Annotated in this window: 15 protein-coding genes; 4 read left to right on the top strand and 11 right to left on the bottom strand. The window is 57.5% G+C overall.

The features are described 5' to 3' along the window. The 5 genes from QZ516_RS11815 to lgt all read right to left on the bottom strand — a co-directional run bounded on the left by QZ516_RS11815 (position 1) and on the right by lgt (position 4,546). Positions 1-1,371 (bottom strand): MotA/TolQ/ExbB proton channel family protein, encoded by a 1,371-nt coding sequence (locus tag QZ516_RS11815; RefSeq protein WP_297190066.1) that lies wholly within the window; start codon positions 1,369-1,371, stop codon positions 1-3. Then, positions 1,368-2,213, bottom strand: a complete 846-nt coding sequence (locus QZ516_RS11810) for a DUF3450 domain-containing protein (RefSeq protein ID WP_297190063.1) — start codon at positions 2,211-2,213, stop codon at positions 1,368-1,370. Before QZ516_RS11810 ends, QZ516_RS11815 begins: the two co-directional genes overlap by 4 nt. Before the next feature lie 87 nt (positions 2,214-2,300). Continuing rightward, the gene (locus tag QZ516_RS11805; protein ID WP_297190059.1) at positions 2,301-2,813 is read right to left on the bottom strand and encodes a dihydrofolate reductase; all 513 of its coding nucleotides are present in this window, start codon (positions 2,811-2,813) and stop codon (positions 2,301-2,303) included. A 4-nt stretch (positions 2,814-2,817) separates the two neighbouring features. Next, positions 2,818-3,723 (bottom strand): thymidylate synthase, encoded by a 906-nt coding sequence (thyA, locus tag QZ516_RS11800; protein WP_297190057.1) that lies wholly within the window; start codon positions 3,721-3,723, stop codon positions 2,818-2,820. A 19-nt stretch (positions 3,724-3,742) separates the two neighbouring features. Then, positions 3,743-4,546 (bottom strand): prolipoprotein diacylglyceryl transferase, encoded by an 804-nt coding sequence (lgt, locus tag QZ516_RS11795; protein WP_297190054.1) that lies wholly within the window; start codon positions 4,544-4,546, stop codon positions 3,743-3,745. Positions 4,547-4,627: 81 nt separating this feature from the next. Here lgt and QZ516_RS11790 point away from each other — a divergent pair, with 81 nt between their 5' ends. Then, positions 4,628-5,386, top strand: a complete 759-nt coding sequence (locus tag QZ516_RS11790) for an NRDE family protein (RefSeq protein WP_297190049.1) — start codon at positions 4,628-4,630, stop codon at positions 5,384-5,386. 15 nt (positions 5,387-5,401) lie between these two features. Here the strand turns inward: QZ516_RS11790 and ptsP are convergent, their stop codons facing one another. Together ptsP and QZ516_RS11780 are read right to left on the bottom strand one after the other, a co-directional pair. Next, positions 5,402-7,681 (bottom strand): phosphoenolpyruvate--protein phosphotransferase, encoded by a 2,280-nt coding sequence (gene ptsP, locus QZ516_RS11785; protein WP_297190047.1) that lies wholly within the window; start codon positions 7,679-7,681, stop codon positions 5,402-5,404. After that, complete coding sequence (locus QZ516_RS11780) at positions 7,682-8,170, bottom strand: RNA pyrophosphohydrolase (RefSeq protein WP_297190045.1); 489 nt, start codon at positions 8,168-8,170, stop codon at positions 7,682-7,684. It lies immediately after the preceding gene. Positions 8,171-8,302: 132 nt separating this feature from the next. Here QZ516_RS11780 and QZ516_RS11775 point away from each other — a divergent pair, with 132 nt between their 5' ends. The 3 genes from QZ516_RS11775 to QZ516_RS11765 are packed head-to-tail and all read left to right on the top strand — an operon-like array spanning position 8,303 to position 10,784. Continuing rightward, a complete protein-coding gene (locus QZ516_RS11775; protein ID WP_297190042.1) occupies positions 8,303-8,959 on the top strand; it encodes an HAD family hydrolase in 657 nt (218 codons plus the stop codon). 60 nt (positions 8,960-9,019) lie between these two features. Then, positions 9,020-9,736: a pseudouridine synthase gene (locus QZ516_RS11770; protein ID WP_297190039.1), complete on the top strand. Its 717-nt coding sequence runs from the start codon at positions 9,020-9,022 to the stop codon at positions 9,734-9,736. After that, a complete protein-coding gene (locus QZ516_RS11765; protein WP_297190037.1) occupies positions 9,729-10,784 on the top strand; it encodes a methyltransferase in 1,056 nt (351 codons plus the stop codon). The genes QZ516_RS11770 and QZ516_RS11765 overlap by 8 nt, the downstream gene beginning before the upstream one ends. Here the strand turns inward: QZ516_RS11765 and QZ516_RS11760 are convergent. The 4 genes from QZ516_RS11760 to mrcB form a co-directional block, all read right to left on the bottom strand. After that, positions 10,778-11,158 (bottom strand): hypothetical protein, encoded by a 381-nt coding sequence (locus QZ516_RS11760; protein ID WP_297190034.1) that lies wholly within the window; start codon positions 11,156-11,158, stop codon positions 10,778-10,780. The two genes, QZ516_RS11765 and QZ516_RS11760, sit on opposite strands and share 7 nt — an antisense overlap. Continuing rightward, the gene (locus tag QZ516_RS11755) at positions 11,148-13,412 is read right to left on the bottom strand and encodes a DUF1631 family protein (RefSeq protein ID WP_297190031.1); all 2,265 of its coding nucleotides are present in this window, start codon (positions 13,410-13,412) and stop codon (positions 11,148-11,150) included. The genes QZ516_RS11760 and QZ516_RS11755 overlap by 11 nt, the downstream gene beginning before the upstream one ends. A 95-nt stretch (positions 13,413-13,507) precedes the next feature. Beyond that, positions 13,508-13,999, bottom strand: a complete 492-nt coding sequence (locus QZ516_RS11750) for a hypothetical protein (RefSeq protein WP_297190028.1) — start codon at positions 13,997-13,999, stop codon at positions 13,508-13,510. After that, positions 13,993-16,314, bottom strand: a complete 2,322-nt coding sequence (gene mrcB, locus QZ516_RS11745; protein WP_297190025.1) for a penicillin-binding protein 1B — start codon at positions 16,312-16,314, stop codon at positions 13,993-13,995. Before mrcB ends, QZ516_RS11750 begins: the two co-directional genes overlap by 7 nt. Between the last annotated feature and the right edge of the window lie 108 nt (positions 16,315-16,422).

The following is a 16,422-nucleotide window of genomic DNA, read 5'->3' as shown; positions in this document are numbered from 1 at the left end:
TCAGGCCTCGGTTTGCTCTGCCACAATACCGGCGCTCTGCTCTTCCAGAATATGCAGTACTCGCTGGGCCGGACTGTTAATCAGGGCATGCAGCAGCACCGTGGGAATCGCCACACACAGGCCGAGCACCGTCGTCACCAGTGCCGCCGAGATACCGCCAGCCATGGTTTTTGGGTCGCCCGTGCCAAACAGGGTAATCGCCTGGAACGTGACAATCATGCCGGTGACGGTACCCAGTAACCCCATCAACGGGGCCACCATGGCAATGATTTTTAACAGCCCCAGACCTGACTCAATAGCGGGCCGCTCCTTGAGCACCTGCTCGTGCAGTTTTAGCTCCAGCGATTCTGCATCAGCGCCACGATGATCCTCGCCCACCCTGAGCACCCGACCCAGTGGATTGTTGAGATCGGCGCTGGGATTGTTCAGCTGCGTTGTGACCCGACGGGAGATGGTGGAGAGTACGGCAAAACGCCAGCCTGCCAGCAACAGCGCAATCACACCGAGCGCTGTAATCAGATAACCGATCCAGCCACCCTGATGCCAGCGCTCCAGCCAACCCGGACTATCCATCAGGGCAGACAGCAGGGTGCCGCCACTCGGTCCGGTGGGATCAATGCCGGTGCGCGTAAAACCTTCTTTGGCCGCCTGCAACGTCTGCGCGGCTTTTCTGTAATCACGCCCCGGCTGTCGCGGCAGCTCTGTGATCATCTCGGTTCCTGGCGGATAGTGCAGGTAGGCGCCATCCGAGAGCAAATTGAACAGACCGACTCTCACGACCTGCTGCTGAACCCGCTCACCCTCCGCAGTGACCACAGTGGCCGGGAAGCTCACCACGCGTCCACCCTCGATCATCTCGCGATTGATTTCGTACCAGAGCCGCTGAATATCGTCCAGAGAAGGCAAACGGGTGTTACCGCTCATCCGTTCGATCATCTCATCAAGAAAATCCGTACGGTCCGGATACTGGGCACTCACCAGGGAGTTGTTCAGATTTGCTCGGGTATCCCCGGCAGCCGCCGTCAGATGACCAAACATTTCCCTGAGGGAGCCGAGTCGGGTCTGCAACTGCTCGCGCAGGGCAGCCACTTTGATTTCATTTTCAGCGAAGGTCTTTTCCAGTGTCTCGGAGCGGCGCTCCTCGGCAGCGAGCTCAGCCCTTGCCTGCTTTAACAATTCGGCCCGCTCGGTCCTGGCTCGCCGGAAGGCCGCCTCCCGCTCCGATTGTTCGCTGGACTCACTCAGCCGGGCATTTTTGATCAGCGTCAGCAGCTCATCCAGGGAAGCGGCATCCTCTGCCTGGACGGCACCGGATATCGGCAATAGCAGGGCCAGCCCCAGTAACATCGACTGCAGTATAGAGCGGTTCATTGCACCACCTCCGGTGCCGGAATCGGCAACTGAAGCATATCCACAGCTGCCCGTTTCCGGGCAATGCGAATACCCTCTGCCACCGCACTGCGATAATCACCGCCATCGAGAACCTGCCAGCTGCGGCTCCGCTGATCCCAGGCCGCAGTGACCTGCTGATCGGGCGTTTGGTAAATCAGCGCAATGCGACCCACGCGCAACAGGATCACCTCGCGGGGTTTGCCATCCACCATGACGGTGTCTGTATGGCTGTCGATGCGAGCACCGTATTCACTCTCGATTTTGTAGGCTTCCAGCACCTGACGAAACTTTTCTGCACTACTCAGATCGGAGCGCGACTGGTTGGCATGCAAACGGGCAATCCGGTCGCGCCGCTCATCCAGCAGAAACGGCATATCCAGCGTGACAAACTGCTCCAGGGCATTGATCATTTTGAGGGTGAGCGGGGTGATCTGCCGCTCCATCAGCGTGGCATTTTCGATAGAGGACTCCAGATCAGTGATGGTCTGGTGCTGATCCGCCAACTGCGCCTCTAGCTGTGCGTTATAGACCTTCAGCCCCTCAATCTGTTTGTTGACCTGCTTGAAGCTCTGAAATAATTCATCCGCTTCATCGGCGATGGCGTCCACCCGTTGCTGGGACGATTTCGCGGCGCCGATTTTGGCTTTTTCCGCTGCCACAACATCATCGACATCTGCCGCCTGAGTGGCGGATACCATCATCAGAGAAGCACTAACCAGCAGTAACACGCCCCTGAACGGGCCACAAATCCGGTTTTCCGCAACCCGGCCAATGACGCCACCAACAGGCATGAAACGGGAAAGCAATCGATTGAAAATCACAGAAACTCCAACACAAATAAAACAAAACAAGCTAACCATTATCATTACGATTTACCGAACAAGCAAATAGTCCGACTGTAACCAGTTTCAGCGTCTGCGGCGCTCGAGCACCTGAAAGTAGTAGGGGATGTCAGCCTGATTGTCCGGCTGTTTTCGCGCCACCTCCAGCCAACAGGTCTCATCGAAATCAGGAAAGAAGGCATCGCCCTCTACCGCTGTGTCGACCCGGGTAATATAGAGCCGGTCTGCCAGCTCAATGGCGCTGCGATAGATCTGTTCCCCACCGATCACCATCACTTCTCCGGCGGCCACAGCACCGGGGTCGGCAGCAGCCAGTGCCATCGCATCGGCCAGGGAAGAGGCCGTGGCAACCCCGCTGTGTTGCCAGCACGGGTCCCGACTGATCACGATATTCAATCTGCCCGGCAAGGGCCGACCAATGGACTCGAACGTTTTGCGGCCCATCAGAATCGGTTTGCCCATGGTGACCGACTTGAAATACCTTAAATCGTCCGGCAATCGCCAGGGCAGCGTATTATTGCTGCCAATGACACGATTTCGATCCATTGCAACAATCAGGGAAAGGGTCAGACAAACCATCGGGTTACACCGCTACCGGCGCCGAAATCGGGGCGTGGGACTGATAGTTAAGCAGCTCGAAATCCTCGAAGCGGAAATCGAACAGGTCGGTCACGGCAGGGTTGATGGCCATGCGCGGCAGCGGGAAAGGTGACCGCCCCAACTGCTCTTCCACCTGCTGGCCGTGATTGGCGTAGAGGTGTGCATCGCCAAAGGTATGCACGAAATCCCCCGGTTGCAGACCGGTGACCTGGGCCACCATCAGGGTCAGCAGCGCATAGGAGGCGATATTGAACGGCACACCGAGGAACACGTCGGCGCTGCGCTGGTACAACTGACAGGACAGCCGCCCGTCAGTGACGTAAAACTGAAACAGACTGTGGCAGGGCGGCAGGCCGGACTTGACCATCACCGGAATGTCCTTGGGATTCCAGGCGGAGACGATCAGACGGCGGGAGTCCGGATTGCTGCGAATCTCCCCAACCACCTGGGCCAGTTGATCCACACCCTCGAAATTGCGCCACTGGTGACCGTACACCGGCCCCAGATCGCCGTATTGAGCGGCAAAGGCCTCATCTTCGCGGACCTTCGCCACGAACACCTTCATCTGCTCGCGCCACTCGGGGCTGTACATGGGATAGTCGTCGGCCCGCCCGGTCTGGTTGAGCCAGCTCTGGAACGGCCAGTGGTTCCAGATATTGACGCCGTTTTGCACCAGGTAGCGGATATTGGTATCGCCGCGGATAAACCACAGCAGCTCGTGGATGATCGATTTCAGGTGGACTTTCTTGGTCGTGACCAGCGGAAAACCCTCGGCCAGATCGAAGCGCATCTGGTAACCAAACACACTGAGCGTACCCGTACCGGTGCGATCTTCCTTGCGGACACCACTATCCCGAATGTGGCGCATCAGATCGAGATATTGCTTCATGTTTGACCCTCTTCCGCCACTAACGGACAGTATTGATATTACCTGACCGCAGCCAACTCCAGAGTATCAGGCCAACCCCCACGGCAATCATCGGCAGAGACAGCAACTGGCCGCGGGTCATCCAGTCAAAAAGATCAAAACCGATATGGCTATCGGGCTCCCGAAAAAACTCAACAGCAAAGCGAAAGCTGCCATAGAGCGCCAGAAACAGTCCACTTACCATACCGGCGGGGCGGGGTTTCCGGGTAAAAATCAGCAGTACCAGAAACAGTACCAGCCCCTCCAGAAATGCCTGATAGAGCTGCGATGGGTGCCTTGGCAACTGCTGTGGGTCACTGGGAAATACCATGCCAACCCACGAACTGGTATACCGACCCCACAGCTCCTGACCAATAAAATTACCTATCCGGCCCAGCCCCAGACCAATCGGCACCATGATGGTGACAAAATCCCCAAGCGCCAGAAAGGATTGATTGGTGCGGCGACTGAACAACCAGAGGGCAATCAGCACCCCCAACAGACCGCCATGGAAAGACATGCCGCCCTCCCAGACCCGGAACAACCAAAGAGGATCCGACAACCATTTATCAAGATTGTAAAACATGACATAGCCGAAGCGGCCGCCGAGGATCACGCCAAAGGCGCCATACACCACCAGATCTTCCACTTGATTGCGGCGCACCGGAGACCAGGGTCGCTCGCTGCGACGCAGCGCCAGCAACCAGGCTGCGATAAACCCTACCAGGTACATCAGGCCGTACCAGTGGACCGTCAGTGGGCCAAGGGCAAAGGCGACAGGATCAATCTGGGGATAGCTCAGCATGCAATCAGTTCATCTACAGCGGGGGAGTCTGCGGCGATCATAGCTTGTCACCGGGTGGGGTACAATGACGGTATGTGTTTGATGGTACTGGCTTGGCAAACCCACCCCGAGTTCCCGCTGATCGTTGTCGCCAACCGCGATGAATACTACCGGCGGCCCTCGACGCCGCTGCATTTCTGGGCAGAAGCGCCGGATATTCTGGCGGGTCGCGACCTGCAGGGCGGTGGCACATGGCTGGGGGTCAACCGCAACGGTCGCTGGGCCGGGGTCACCAATTACCGGGAGGGTAGGGAAAACCCGGCCCCGCGGTCCCGCGGCGACCTCACCCGGGAATTTTTACAGGGCAATGCGTCGGCTGTCGACTACACCGGGCAGGTTATCCGCAAGGGGGCGGACTTCAATGGCTTCAACCTGCTGGTCGGGGATCGCGAAACGCTGGCGTATTGCTCAAACCGCCACAGCACCGTACAGATTTTGCCGCCGGGCATCTACTCACTGTCCAATCATCTGCTGGATAGTCCCTGGCCCAAAGCGCAACATGCCAAAGCTGCGTTGACAGCCGTGCTGCAAAGGCAGCAGACGCCCGATTTTTCATCCCTGGCGGCCTGCCTGCAACGGCAGGCACCTTTTGCCGATGAAGCCCTGCCGGATACGGGGGTGGGTATCGCACTGGAAAGAATGCTATCCCCACCGTTTATCTGTGGTCAGGATTACGGCACACGCTGCACCAGCGTACTCCTGATGAATCGCGCAGGGGTTATGCAAATGATGGAACAAAATTATCAACCGGGCGGCCAACCGGGACAGCGCCTGTCCTTCAGCCTTGATGGCAAGTGTTAAGGAGGGGCCGGGGATTCAATGCATGGCCGTGCCGCGAAACAGGGCGGCAAGATCGGGCTTTTTCAGCGCTCTCTCCATGTGCCGCCAGACTGAATCGGCATCCGGCATCAGCATGACCTCCTCCAGCAATTTCGTCGCTTCCACCAGGCTCACCTGGCGGAGTATCGCTTTGACTTTAAGCAGGTTCGTGGCACTCATCGACAACACCCGAAAGCCCAGCGCCAGCAACAATACCGCACCGATCGGATCGCCAGCCATCTCACCACAGACACTGACCGGGGTGCACTCGCCTCTGGCGCCCTCGGATATGGCGAGCAAGGCCCGCAACACACTGGGATGACAGGCGTGGTACAGGTCTGCCACGCGCGGATTATTGCGATCCACTGCCAGCAGATACTGCGTAAGATCATTGGTGCCCACTGACAGGAAATCCACGCGACGCGCCAGCTCCCTGATTTGGTAGACTGCAGCGGGTACTTCGATCATGGCGCCGACATTGGGCATTTCGATCTGGTAACCCTCTTCCTCTGTCAGCTCATCGTAAACCTGGTAAATCAGCTGCAGTGCGCTCTCCAACTCCGGTACGTTGGAGATCATCGGCAACAGGATGCTGAGATTATTCAGCCCCTCGCTGGCACGCATCATCGCGCGCAGCTGCACCAGAAAAATCTCCGGATGGTCGAGACAAATGCGGATACCGCGCCAGCCCAGAAACGGGTTTGCCTCCTCAATGGGAAAGTAGGGCAGATCCTTGTCGCCACCAATATCCAGCGTCCGCATGGTGACGGTACGAGGGGAAAACATTTCCAGATGCTCCCGGTAGGCCTTGCGCTGCTCTTCCTCCGAGGGGAAGCGATCCAGCATCAGGAACGGAATTTCGGTGCGGTACAGGCCAACCCCTTCGGCGCCGCGATCCAGTGACAGCATGGAATCGAGGCGCAAGCCGGTATTGACCCACAAAGAGACATGATGCCCATCTGTCGTCACACAGGGTTTATCCGTCAGCTTTTCCAGGTCGGCCGCGAGCAGCTTCTCTTCATAGATCTGCTGGGTGTAGGCCTGAAGCAGTTCGTCGCGGGGCGAGACAATCACCTGACCGGTGTGACCATCCACGATCACTTCTTCGCCATCCAGACGCCCCCAGGGTAAGTCCATCACACCCATGACGGTGGGGATGCCGATCGCGCGACCGAGAATAGCCATATGCGAGTTGCGGGATCCTTTCACGGAGACTATGGCCGCCACATTTTCCAGTGGCACGTCGGCAAAGGAGGCCGCTGACAGCTCCTCACCAATCATCACCATTCTTTCGGGAAAGACGGTGCGCTTGACTTCCGATTGCTGAAGATAGGCGAGCACCCGGCGACCCAGATCCTCCACATCGGAGGCACGCTCGCGAAGATAGGCGTCCTGCATGCTTTTGAACAGGCGGATATGCCCCAGTACCACCTGTGACCAGGCGCTCTGGGCACAGAACCCCTCCCTGATCAGGCCGAGCACTTCACCGCCCATGGAATGATCGTCCAGCATCCGGACATAGACGTCGAACAGGGCGCGCTCCTCTTCACTGAGCTTGCTCACCATCGTCTGATCAAGAGCTCGAATATCTGTTTTCGTCTGCTCCATGGCATGACGAAACAATACCAACTCGGCCTCGGTATCGGGCACCTTTCTCATCGGCACGGCTTTCAGGTCGGCAGGCGAAGAGATCACCACCACGGTACCAATGGCCACACCGGGCGCACTGGCCACACCGGGGTAAATCCGTTCGTGAATAACCGCCTGCTGGGGGTTGAGCAATTGATCCAGCTCACCGGTAGCATCCGCATGCGCAATCACACCGGCCAGTTGTGCCGACACGGTCACCAGAAAGGATTCTTCACTCTCGTCGAAGCGGCGGCGTTCCTGCTGTTGCACCACCAATACGCCGAGTACTTTCCGGTGGTGAATAATGGGGGCACCGAGGAAAGAGCGGAAACGCTCCTCTCCCGTTTCGGGGAAAAAAGCAAAGTTAGGGTGGGCCTCGGCTTCTTCGAGATTGATCGGTTCAGCCCGCGATGCCACCAGACCCACCAGGCCTTCCCTGCTGGACAGGTGGACCTTGCCCACCGAGTTGGGGTTGAGCCCGTCAGTGGCCATTAATACGTAGCTATTGGTGCTCGGGCTGTAGAGATAGACCGAACACATACCGGTATCCATCACCTCCTTCACCAGCTGAACAATCAACCGCAACACCTCGCCAAAATCCTTGGCGGCGTTAACCTGCTGAACAATGTTCCTCAGTGATTCCAGCATCTAGCTTTGACGCTCCAGTTCGCAGTGCATGGGTGCCAACTCCTTCAATGCCCGGCGATACACCTCTTGCTTGAACTCGATAACCTGATTGACCGGGTACCAATAGCTCACCCACTGCCAGTGATCAAACTCCGGCTTGCCGCTGAGATCCAGTCTGATACGATCCTCCCCGGCCAGCAGCTTCAACATGTACCATTTCTGCTTCTGGCCGATGCACAGTGGCTTGCTGTGTCTGCGCTGCATCGCTCTGGGCAGCCGGTAACGTAACCAGCCCCGGGTACAGGCGAGCAGCTCGACGTCATCAGGCTCCAGGCCTATTTCTTCATACAGCTCGCGATACATGGCATGCTCCGGTTTTTCTCCGGGATTGATGCCGCCCTGGGGGAATTGCCAGGCATCCTGGCCAATACGCCTGGCCCACAACAACCTGCCCGCACCATCTGAAATCATGATGCCCACATTGGGGCGAAAACCTTCTCGATCGACCACCGAACCAACCCTTACCCTGTTATTTTAATAATAACGCCTATCTACGAAGTTACATCAAATAGTTAGTTGAGGACAGCCTTATCTATGGGTAAGCTAAGCCGCCTTTTTTGACTAACCATTCTCGGGAAACCCATGGCGCTTGCCCTCTTTGACCTCGACAACACACTAATCGCAGGCGACAGTGATCACGGCTGGGGCGAGTTCCTCGTCAACCACCAGATCGTGGATAAAGCGCATTACAGGCGCATGAATGACCAGTTCTATCAGGACTACCTGAACGGGGTTCTGGATATGAACAACTACCTTGCCTTTGCCCTGCAACCACTGGCAACACTGACATCTGCCGAATTGGCCCGACTGCACAGCCAGTTCATGGATGAGGTGATTGCACCGATGTGGCTACCGAGCGCCGAACGGTTATTGCAGAAACACCGGGAGCAGGGCGATCTTGTCATGATCATCACGTCGACAAACCGTTTCGTGGTGGAACCCATCTGCCGGAAACTGGGGGTTACCGAGCTGATAGCCACTGAGCTGGAGCAACGGGATGGCCGCTATACCGGACGGGTATCCGGCATTCCCAGCTACAGGGAGGGCAAGGTTGTGCGCCTTGAGGCCTGGCTGGCAAAGACCGGGCACAACCTGGTCGGCAGCTGCTTTTACAGCGACTCCATCAACGACCTGCCGCTGCTGCAGATTGTCGATCGACCTGTCGCTGTCGATCCCTGTGACGCATTGCGCCAGGTGGCGGAACAGCGCGGCTGGGAAATCATCAGCCTCCGGGGCTGACCCGTCGACAGGGCATTGCCCGGGCGTCGCCCATCCAGCACACTTGCAGGGTATTCACCAATGGCTGCCACACGCTTGCGATTAGACAAATTCATCAGCAATGCCACCGACTTCAGCCGCTCCCAGGTCAAGCACCTGATCAGGGCCAACAGGGTAAAGGTCGAGGGAATAATTGCCCGTGACCCGGGCTTGACCATCGGAGATGACGCCAGGGTTTGTGTGGATGAGCACCCTGTCAGCAAACCTGTGGCACGCTATTTCATGTTGCACAAACCTGCCGGAGTGGTGTCCGTCACAAGGGACAGCAAACACCCGACCGCGCTGGATTTGCTGGATGAACCGCGGCCGGAGCAATTGCAAATTGCCGGCCGCCTCGACATTGATGCCACCGGCCTGCTATTGATCACGGATGACGGCCATTGGAATCACCGGGTTACTTCGCCCCGCAGTCAATGCCTGAAGACTTACCGGGTCATGGTTGCCGAGCCCCTCGATACAGGCATTATTGGAAAGTTTTCCGACGGCCTATGGCTGGCCGGGGAAAAGCGCCGCTGTCTACCGGCCACACTGGAATTCATCGACAACACCGAGGTGCTGCTCACGATCAGCGAAGGCAAATACCATCAGGTCAAGCGCATGTTCGCCTCCCTCAGCAACAGTGTTATTGGACTGCACCGACTCCGCGTAGGGGACATTGAGCTGGATAGCACCCTTGAGCCCGGCGAATACCGGGCACTGACGAAAACCGAAATTGCGAGCGTAAACACCCTTGACTGATCCCGCCTTTCAATTATTGCTCGATCCGCTCCGACAGGAATCCGGCCGGCAACTGCTGGTGACCGACGAGAACCTGCACGATGCGCCACTGAACGAACTGCAAAACCGGGACGTCTTGCTGGTAACCAATCGCCACGACCTCTACGAAAGCAGTCGTGCACAGGGTATTGACAGTGAATTCAGCGATTTTGACTTCAGCCATTTCGCGGATGGCAGCTTCAGCCAGATCCTCTATCGGGTGTCCAAGGAAAAACCGATTGTGCACCACATCATCAACCAGGCACGCCGTCTGCTTCCAGCCGGGGGCGTACTGACCATGACCGGCGCGAAAAACGATGGCATCAAGACCTATGCCGAAAAAGCTGGACACTATTTTGGTGATCAGCGGCGTCCGGAAAAGCAGGGCGCCCTCTACCGAGCCCGCATCCATCATCTGACCTCCACAGAACCGGCTCTGGATGACCAGCAATATCCACTGATCAGGCCCTGTGTCGCCTGGCAGGACAGGCTGCTGTTCAGCAAACCCGGACAGTTCGGCTGGCATAAGGTTGACCAGGGCAGTGCTTTTCTGGCGGCACACCTGAAGGATTTTTTCCAGAGCCTCGATCGGCCGCCAACCAGCATTCTTGATCTCGGCTGCGGCTACGGCTATCTCTCTGTCATGGCGGCACAGTTGACCGATGCCGAAATCACCGCCACTGACAACAATGCCGCCGCCGTTGCCTCGTGCCAGAGAAACTTTACTGAACAGCAGATTAAAGGTGCGGTCGTCGCATCGAACTGCGGGGACAGTCTGACACAGCGCTTCGATGCCGTGATTTGCAATCCACCCTTTCACCAGGGCTTCAACACCGACCACGGACTGACCAGACGCTTTGTCAGCAGTTGCCACAGGCTGCTTCGCAGCGGCGGACGTGCGCTGTTTGTGGTGAATCGTTTCGTGCCACTGGAGCGTTTTGCGGAGGCGGACTTCAACGTAGAAAAGTTCGATGAAAACCGCAGTTTCAAGCTGATGCTGTTGACCCGGTCAGCCAGTCGTCGTCAATAGAGCGCCCGACCTGCGGGAGCCGAGCGATCGGTAGCAAAGGTTTCAATCAATTGCGCAAGCTGTTCCCCCGCCTGCGGGGCAAGATCAATGATCTGACAGCCCGCCCAAACCCTGTCCTGCTGACCCATGGCCCGGGTCCACAGACAATCAATCCCCATCGGAATAACCTCGAGCTGATGATCGGGGGCATGGGCGAGCAGAGCCACCTGATAGAGCCGTTCCGGCCGGAAAGACAGCTCGCCCATCATCAGAAACCCCTCCAGATGAACATCCACCAGCATGCCGAGAAAATCTCTGCTGAACTGATCGACCACGTCAACCTGAACATTCAGCTCGTGGCGTATTGAACCCCTGCGCTCCTGCTCAACCCACATGGCGACCCTTCTGGGAAACTGACTGAACCTGCAGGTTCAAATCCTTAAAAATGGTCTCCATGGTGCGCTCCACCAATGGCTTGGTTTTGCCTGTCACGATTTGCAGATCACCGGAGAGTATTGCCTGCGCCAATTGCTGACCACTTTTCATACCGGTGCGCTTGCCGGTTTGGTCGACAAACAGAAACTGCATCGAGTCCGGATTAAACCAGGCGACCTTTTCGCGGTGCCCGTCGCGGAATTCAAACCAGCTGCCAAACTCCAGCAGTCGCAGTTTTTCCAGCACGGCCTTCTCTCGATCAGTGGACCGGGGGCGCTCCCTGGCGCGCCGCTCCGCCAGTTGCACCAGCTTGTTGCGAAGCTCTGCGGGCGCAGCCTCTGGCTGCAGGTTTTTCTCCCGCAATTGATAAATGCGATCGATGGAGCGCTTCAGCTTGAAAGCTTTATTGGTGTCGTAGCCGATCATATCGAAGCCCTTCTGGATTTGTGATTCCATCCAGGGGTAGTGCTGACGCCAGCGCCGCCATTCACTCTCGGCGCCCGTCAGCTCGAGGCCCCAGAGCATATCGTCAATCAGCTCCAGACTCTGTCTCCAGGCTTCACCGGCATCGCCAAAACGGAGCAACACCAGCACCATGTAATCGGTCCAGGGCTGCAACAGGAACAGCAAGGGAGCGGAGGGGATATCTTTTTCAGCAACACGCTGGTGAATCTCCCGATTGACCCGCTGTTTAACTTCATACAACTGGTCTTCACCCCGGGCTTGCTCCATGGCCCGCTTCTCCAGAAGCTTCACCCGCAGCTCCACTTTCTGCACAAAGCTGTTGATGCTCATTAACAGCGATGCAATTAACCTGGTATCCACATCCTGGTGATCGAGCACGGAACGAACCGTTTTTCTGATCTGCTCGAGCATGTCGAATTCACAGGAGCCATCGTTACTGACCCATTTGGCGCCGGCATCGGCCAACGCATTCAACAACAGTCGGGCCGGATGATCCTGCTGGCGGAAAAAGTCCGCCTCGGCAAACGCCAGTTTTAAAAAAGGTGTATGCAGGTAACTGAGCAGGGCCTTGACGCAGTCGGGAATCTGCTCATCATTGAGGATGTACTCGAACAGCATGCCCACCAGGTCGATAATACGGGCATCGTCTGTGCCGAGCGCCGGCGCCTCTTCCGAATCCGTGATCTGCTGGAGCTGGCTGACCAGCTGTTCTCTGGCACGCGCTATGTCAAACGGCTTGATCTCCCGGGCAGTCTCCAGAACGTCCGCAGCCATCAACTGATTGAATTGCTGCAATTGAACCGCCGCCTCAACCAGCTGACGCGCCGAATATTGCAGTGGTTGCCCGGGGGACTCAGGTCGCTGACCCGGTGTTCGAGCCACCAGGCGATCCTGCAATAGCTGGATGCTGTCGAGCAGCTGGTTCTGGTATTCGGCGGGGGAAAGCTGCTCCGAGGGCAGCGCCAGCGGGGCAGGTGACACCACATCCTCCAGTGTCGGGATTTGTAGCGATGGCGGCGGCTGAGGGGCACGTCGCTGTTGCGGCTGCGCCCCGGTGAACCGGGCAGAGTCAGCCGATTCTGCCTTGTGGATCTGATAGCGAAGATCCGGAAGCACACCAAATTCTTCAAGTCGCACAGAGCACTGCCCGTAGAGCTCCGCCAGTTGCCTGACAAACTGGCGGTCAAACAATTTGTAGATCACCAGCTTTACGGGCAATTCGATATCGATATCCGCAAGGGATCGCTGCAACGCCTGACAGAAACATCCCGGCGAGACAGGCACCCGGTGCTCCGTGCTTTTTCCCCCGACCAGTCTGGTCATGCGGCGCGTCAGCACCCACAGCTGCTCCGTATAATCCACGCTGGCCCGGGTGCGAATCGCCGACAGCGCCAAATCCTCCTCGAGTACATCCTGATTCATTAGTGCCAGCGCTTCATCTCCGCCGCCCTCAACTGTGGGGTCACGCAGCTCGCCGGAGGCGAATTGATCAAAATAACGATCCATCTCACGCACGAAAATACGCAGTATTTCATTGTGCCGGTTACTGATTTGCGCCCTTGCATGGAGGAACTCAAAACCCCGTGTTTCTTCAGAGGGTTTTTGGGCATAGTCGATAAGGCGATCATGGACGGTGTGCAGAAACGTTTTAATGGCATCCCGCGAGAAAGCCAACGTCATTTCACGAACGGCGGCCAGCCCCCTGCCAGAATATTCTCGTAAATTGTCGGTCGATCCGCTGTTATTCATCGAGTGGCTGGCCACGCTTGGTTTCGTTCAAATGCTGATAGTGTTCTGAAATAACTGGAAAAACAAGTGGATCTCAACATCCAAAGAAAATCGTGCTACTGAAGTGCGCCGATGCGTGCGAGCAGTGACTGGAGGTCGGCCTTGACGGCCGGATTCCGCCCCGCCAGGGGTAACCCCTGGCGCGCCAGCTGTTCCGCCAGACGCAACTGGGTCATGGCAAAATAGTTGGACGCCATCACCAGATAGACCTCCGGTTCCGTATGATTAATACGCAGCGCTCGCTCAGCCACGGCATTGGAGCGATCGTAATCCCCGGCTTTATTGTACCGCCAGGCTTCTTCCAGCAGGCGCGATACCGCACCACCCGGCGCCACCTGAACCGGCTCTGAAGGGGTAATTCGCCGATCTTCGTCATCGGGCACAGCAACCGGCGGAGACCGGTCGGTTTCTGGCGGTGGCGACGAAGACTGCGGCGGCGGCGCGGAACCCGACTCGCTGATGGGCGCATAAACGGGCGCGCAACCACTGAGCAGGGCAACAGCCACCCACATCACGAACAGCAGACTTTTAGGGATAGGGTTTACCATCGAAATTTATCCTTTAACCAATCCATGACGCCATCAATCGCGCCCGGGCGACAGGTACTTTGTCGGGTGGGCTGGCTGCCATCAATAAAAGGCAGGTACCTGGCACCGTCACAACCCTCCCTGCTGAGGAGTCCAGCCTCGGGCTCGACCCAATAATAGCTGACGCCCTCAGGCTGATTAAAGACCATGGAGCGATTGTCCAGCGTCGTCATGATGTCGGTCCAGAGTTGCAGGGCACCAGTGCCACCGGTCAATGGCATCATGCCATTGTCGTCCCGACCCAACCAGACCACGCTCAGGTAATTGCCACTGAAGCCGGCAAACCAGCTGTCTCGCTGATCGTTAGTGGTACCGGTTTTTCCACCCAACATCAGATCCCCCGGCAACCGCTGATAGGCCGTTTTTCCGGTACCCTCGCGCAAGACAACCTGCAAAGCATAGTGCAGCAGGTGCATGGATTTTGGATCAAGGCGCTGCTCCCCCTCGAAGGGATAGCGCTTCAGTGGCACATTGACGGAGGTAAATACCGAATTAATGGCCCGCAGTGGCGAGTAGAAACCATTTGCTGCGATCGTGTGATAAAGCTGGGAGACCTCCAGAGGAGACATGGCCACAGCTCCCAGGGTCAGGGATGGCAGTGCCGGCAGTGAGCCCTGATAACCCAGCTGCCTGACTGTCTCGGCCACGCGATCGACGCCAATATCCATCCCCAATCGGGCGGTAGCCTGATTATAGGAGTTGGCCAGTGCTTCGTAGAGCGGGACCGGGCCGTGGCTCTTTCGCTCGTAATTTTTTGGTTGCCAGACATCACCATTGGGCAGCTTCACGGATAGCTCGCTGTCATCAATCATCGATGCGATGGTGTAACGAGATGGCTGGGACAGGGCACTGAGATAAACCGCCGGTTTGATCGTGGAACCGATCTGGCGTCGGGCATCCAGGGCGCGGTTGAAGCCGGCATAACCCGCCTGCCGATCACCGGCCACGGCGATCACTTCACCGGCTCCGACCCGGACAACCACGGCGGCGCCCTGCAACTTGCCCTGCTCGATACGGTAACCGGATTCAAGATTGTCGATACGGCTGGCCACCCGCTGTTCCAGCTTGCGTTGTACCTGGGGGTCAAAGTGAGTGAAGATTCGCAGCCCCTCGGTCTGTAGATCGGACTCCTTGTAATCCTGACGCAGCTGGCGTTTCACCAGCTCCAGATACGCCGGGTACTGCCAACGCCCACCTCCATCGGACTGCGCCATCACATCCAGCGGCTGCTGTTGAGCAAGGCGGGCGCTCTCGGCATCCAGCAGGCCCTGCTCAGCCATCATCCCCAACACCAGATTGCGGCGCGCCATGGCCCGTTCCGGCTGACGCCACGGGTTGTAGTAGGAGGCGCCTTTGACCATACCCACCAGCAGCGCTACCTGATGCACATCCAGGTCGGTTATCGACTGCTGAAAATAATGGCGGCTGGCCAAACCAAAGCCGTGCACTGCCCGAGCACCTGACTGCCCCAGATAGACTTCATTGATGTAGGTTTCGAGAATTTCGTCCTTGCTGAAATGCATTTCCAGCATGACGGCCATGACCACTTCCATCAGTTTGCGCGACAACGTGCGTTCGTGACTCAGGTAGAAATTCTTGACCAGCTGCTGGGTCAAGGTACTGCCGCCCTGGGCCACACGGCCCTGCTTCAGATTCGCCAGCATGGCGCGGGCAATGCCCCGAAAGGAAACGCCGTAATGGTCGTAAAAGTTCTGGTCCTCCACGGCCAGCAGGGCATCGGCCAGCGAGGGCGGCAACTGGCTGAGCTTGACCAGCTCCCGATCCTCTTTGTGGGCGGGGTAGATACCGCCCATCACCATCGGCTCGAGCCGGGCCAGATCAACGGGGTTGCCAGTGGCATCGCTCAGCGCACGGATTTTCTGGCCGGCAAAACTCAACCGCATCAAACGGGCGGATTCCTTGCCATCCCAAAACTCAAACCCCCGGGAAAACAGCTCGATTCGTTCGGCAGCTACGCTGTACTGCCCCGGTTTTTTGGCGGCACTGACCCGCTGGTAGCCCAGCTTCTCCAGCTCCCACTGCAAGTCTGTACGGGCGAGAGCCTGGCCGGGGTACAGCTCCAGCGCCCGGCTGTAGACATGGGAGGCAAGGGACCATTTTTTCCCGGAAAACTTCTGGTACACCATGGCGTCGAGCACCAGCAGTGACACCGCCGCAATCAGGATTAGCAATATCAGCAGACCTGTTAGCCAGCGTCGTCCGCTGCGCACCCCGGTCACCCGTTTGCTGCTTTTCTTTCGCCTTCTGGCCACCATGTTCTCCTGCAAATTACCAAATCGTCAAAACCGCATGTACCCGGCGACCTTTACTCCTGATGTCAGCGGGGCATAATAGCTGCCCCCTTGATTTTCTCAATGCCACAA

It is taken from the genome of uncultured Porticoccus sp., from assembly GCF_913061305.1.
GTDB lineage: Bacteria > Pseudomonadota > Gammaproteobacteria > Pseudomonadales > Porticoccaceae > Porticoccus.
This window is presented reverse-complemented; position numbering and strand designations above follow the sequence as displayed.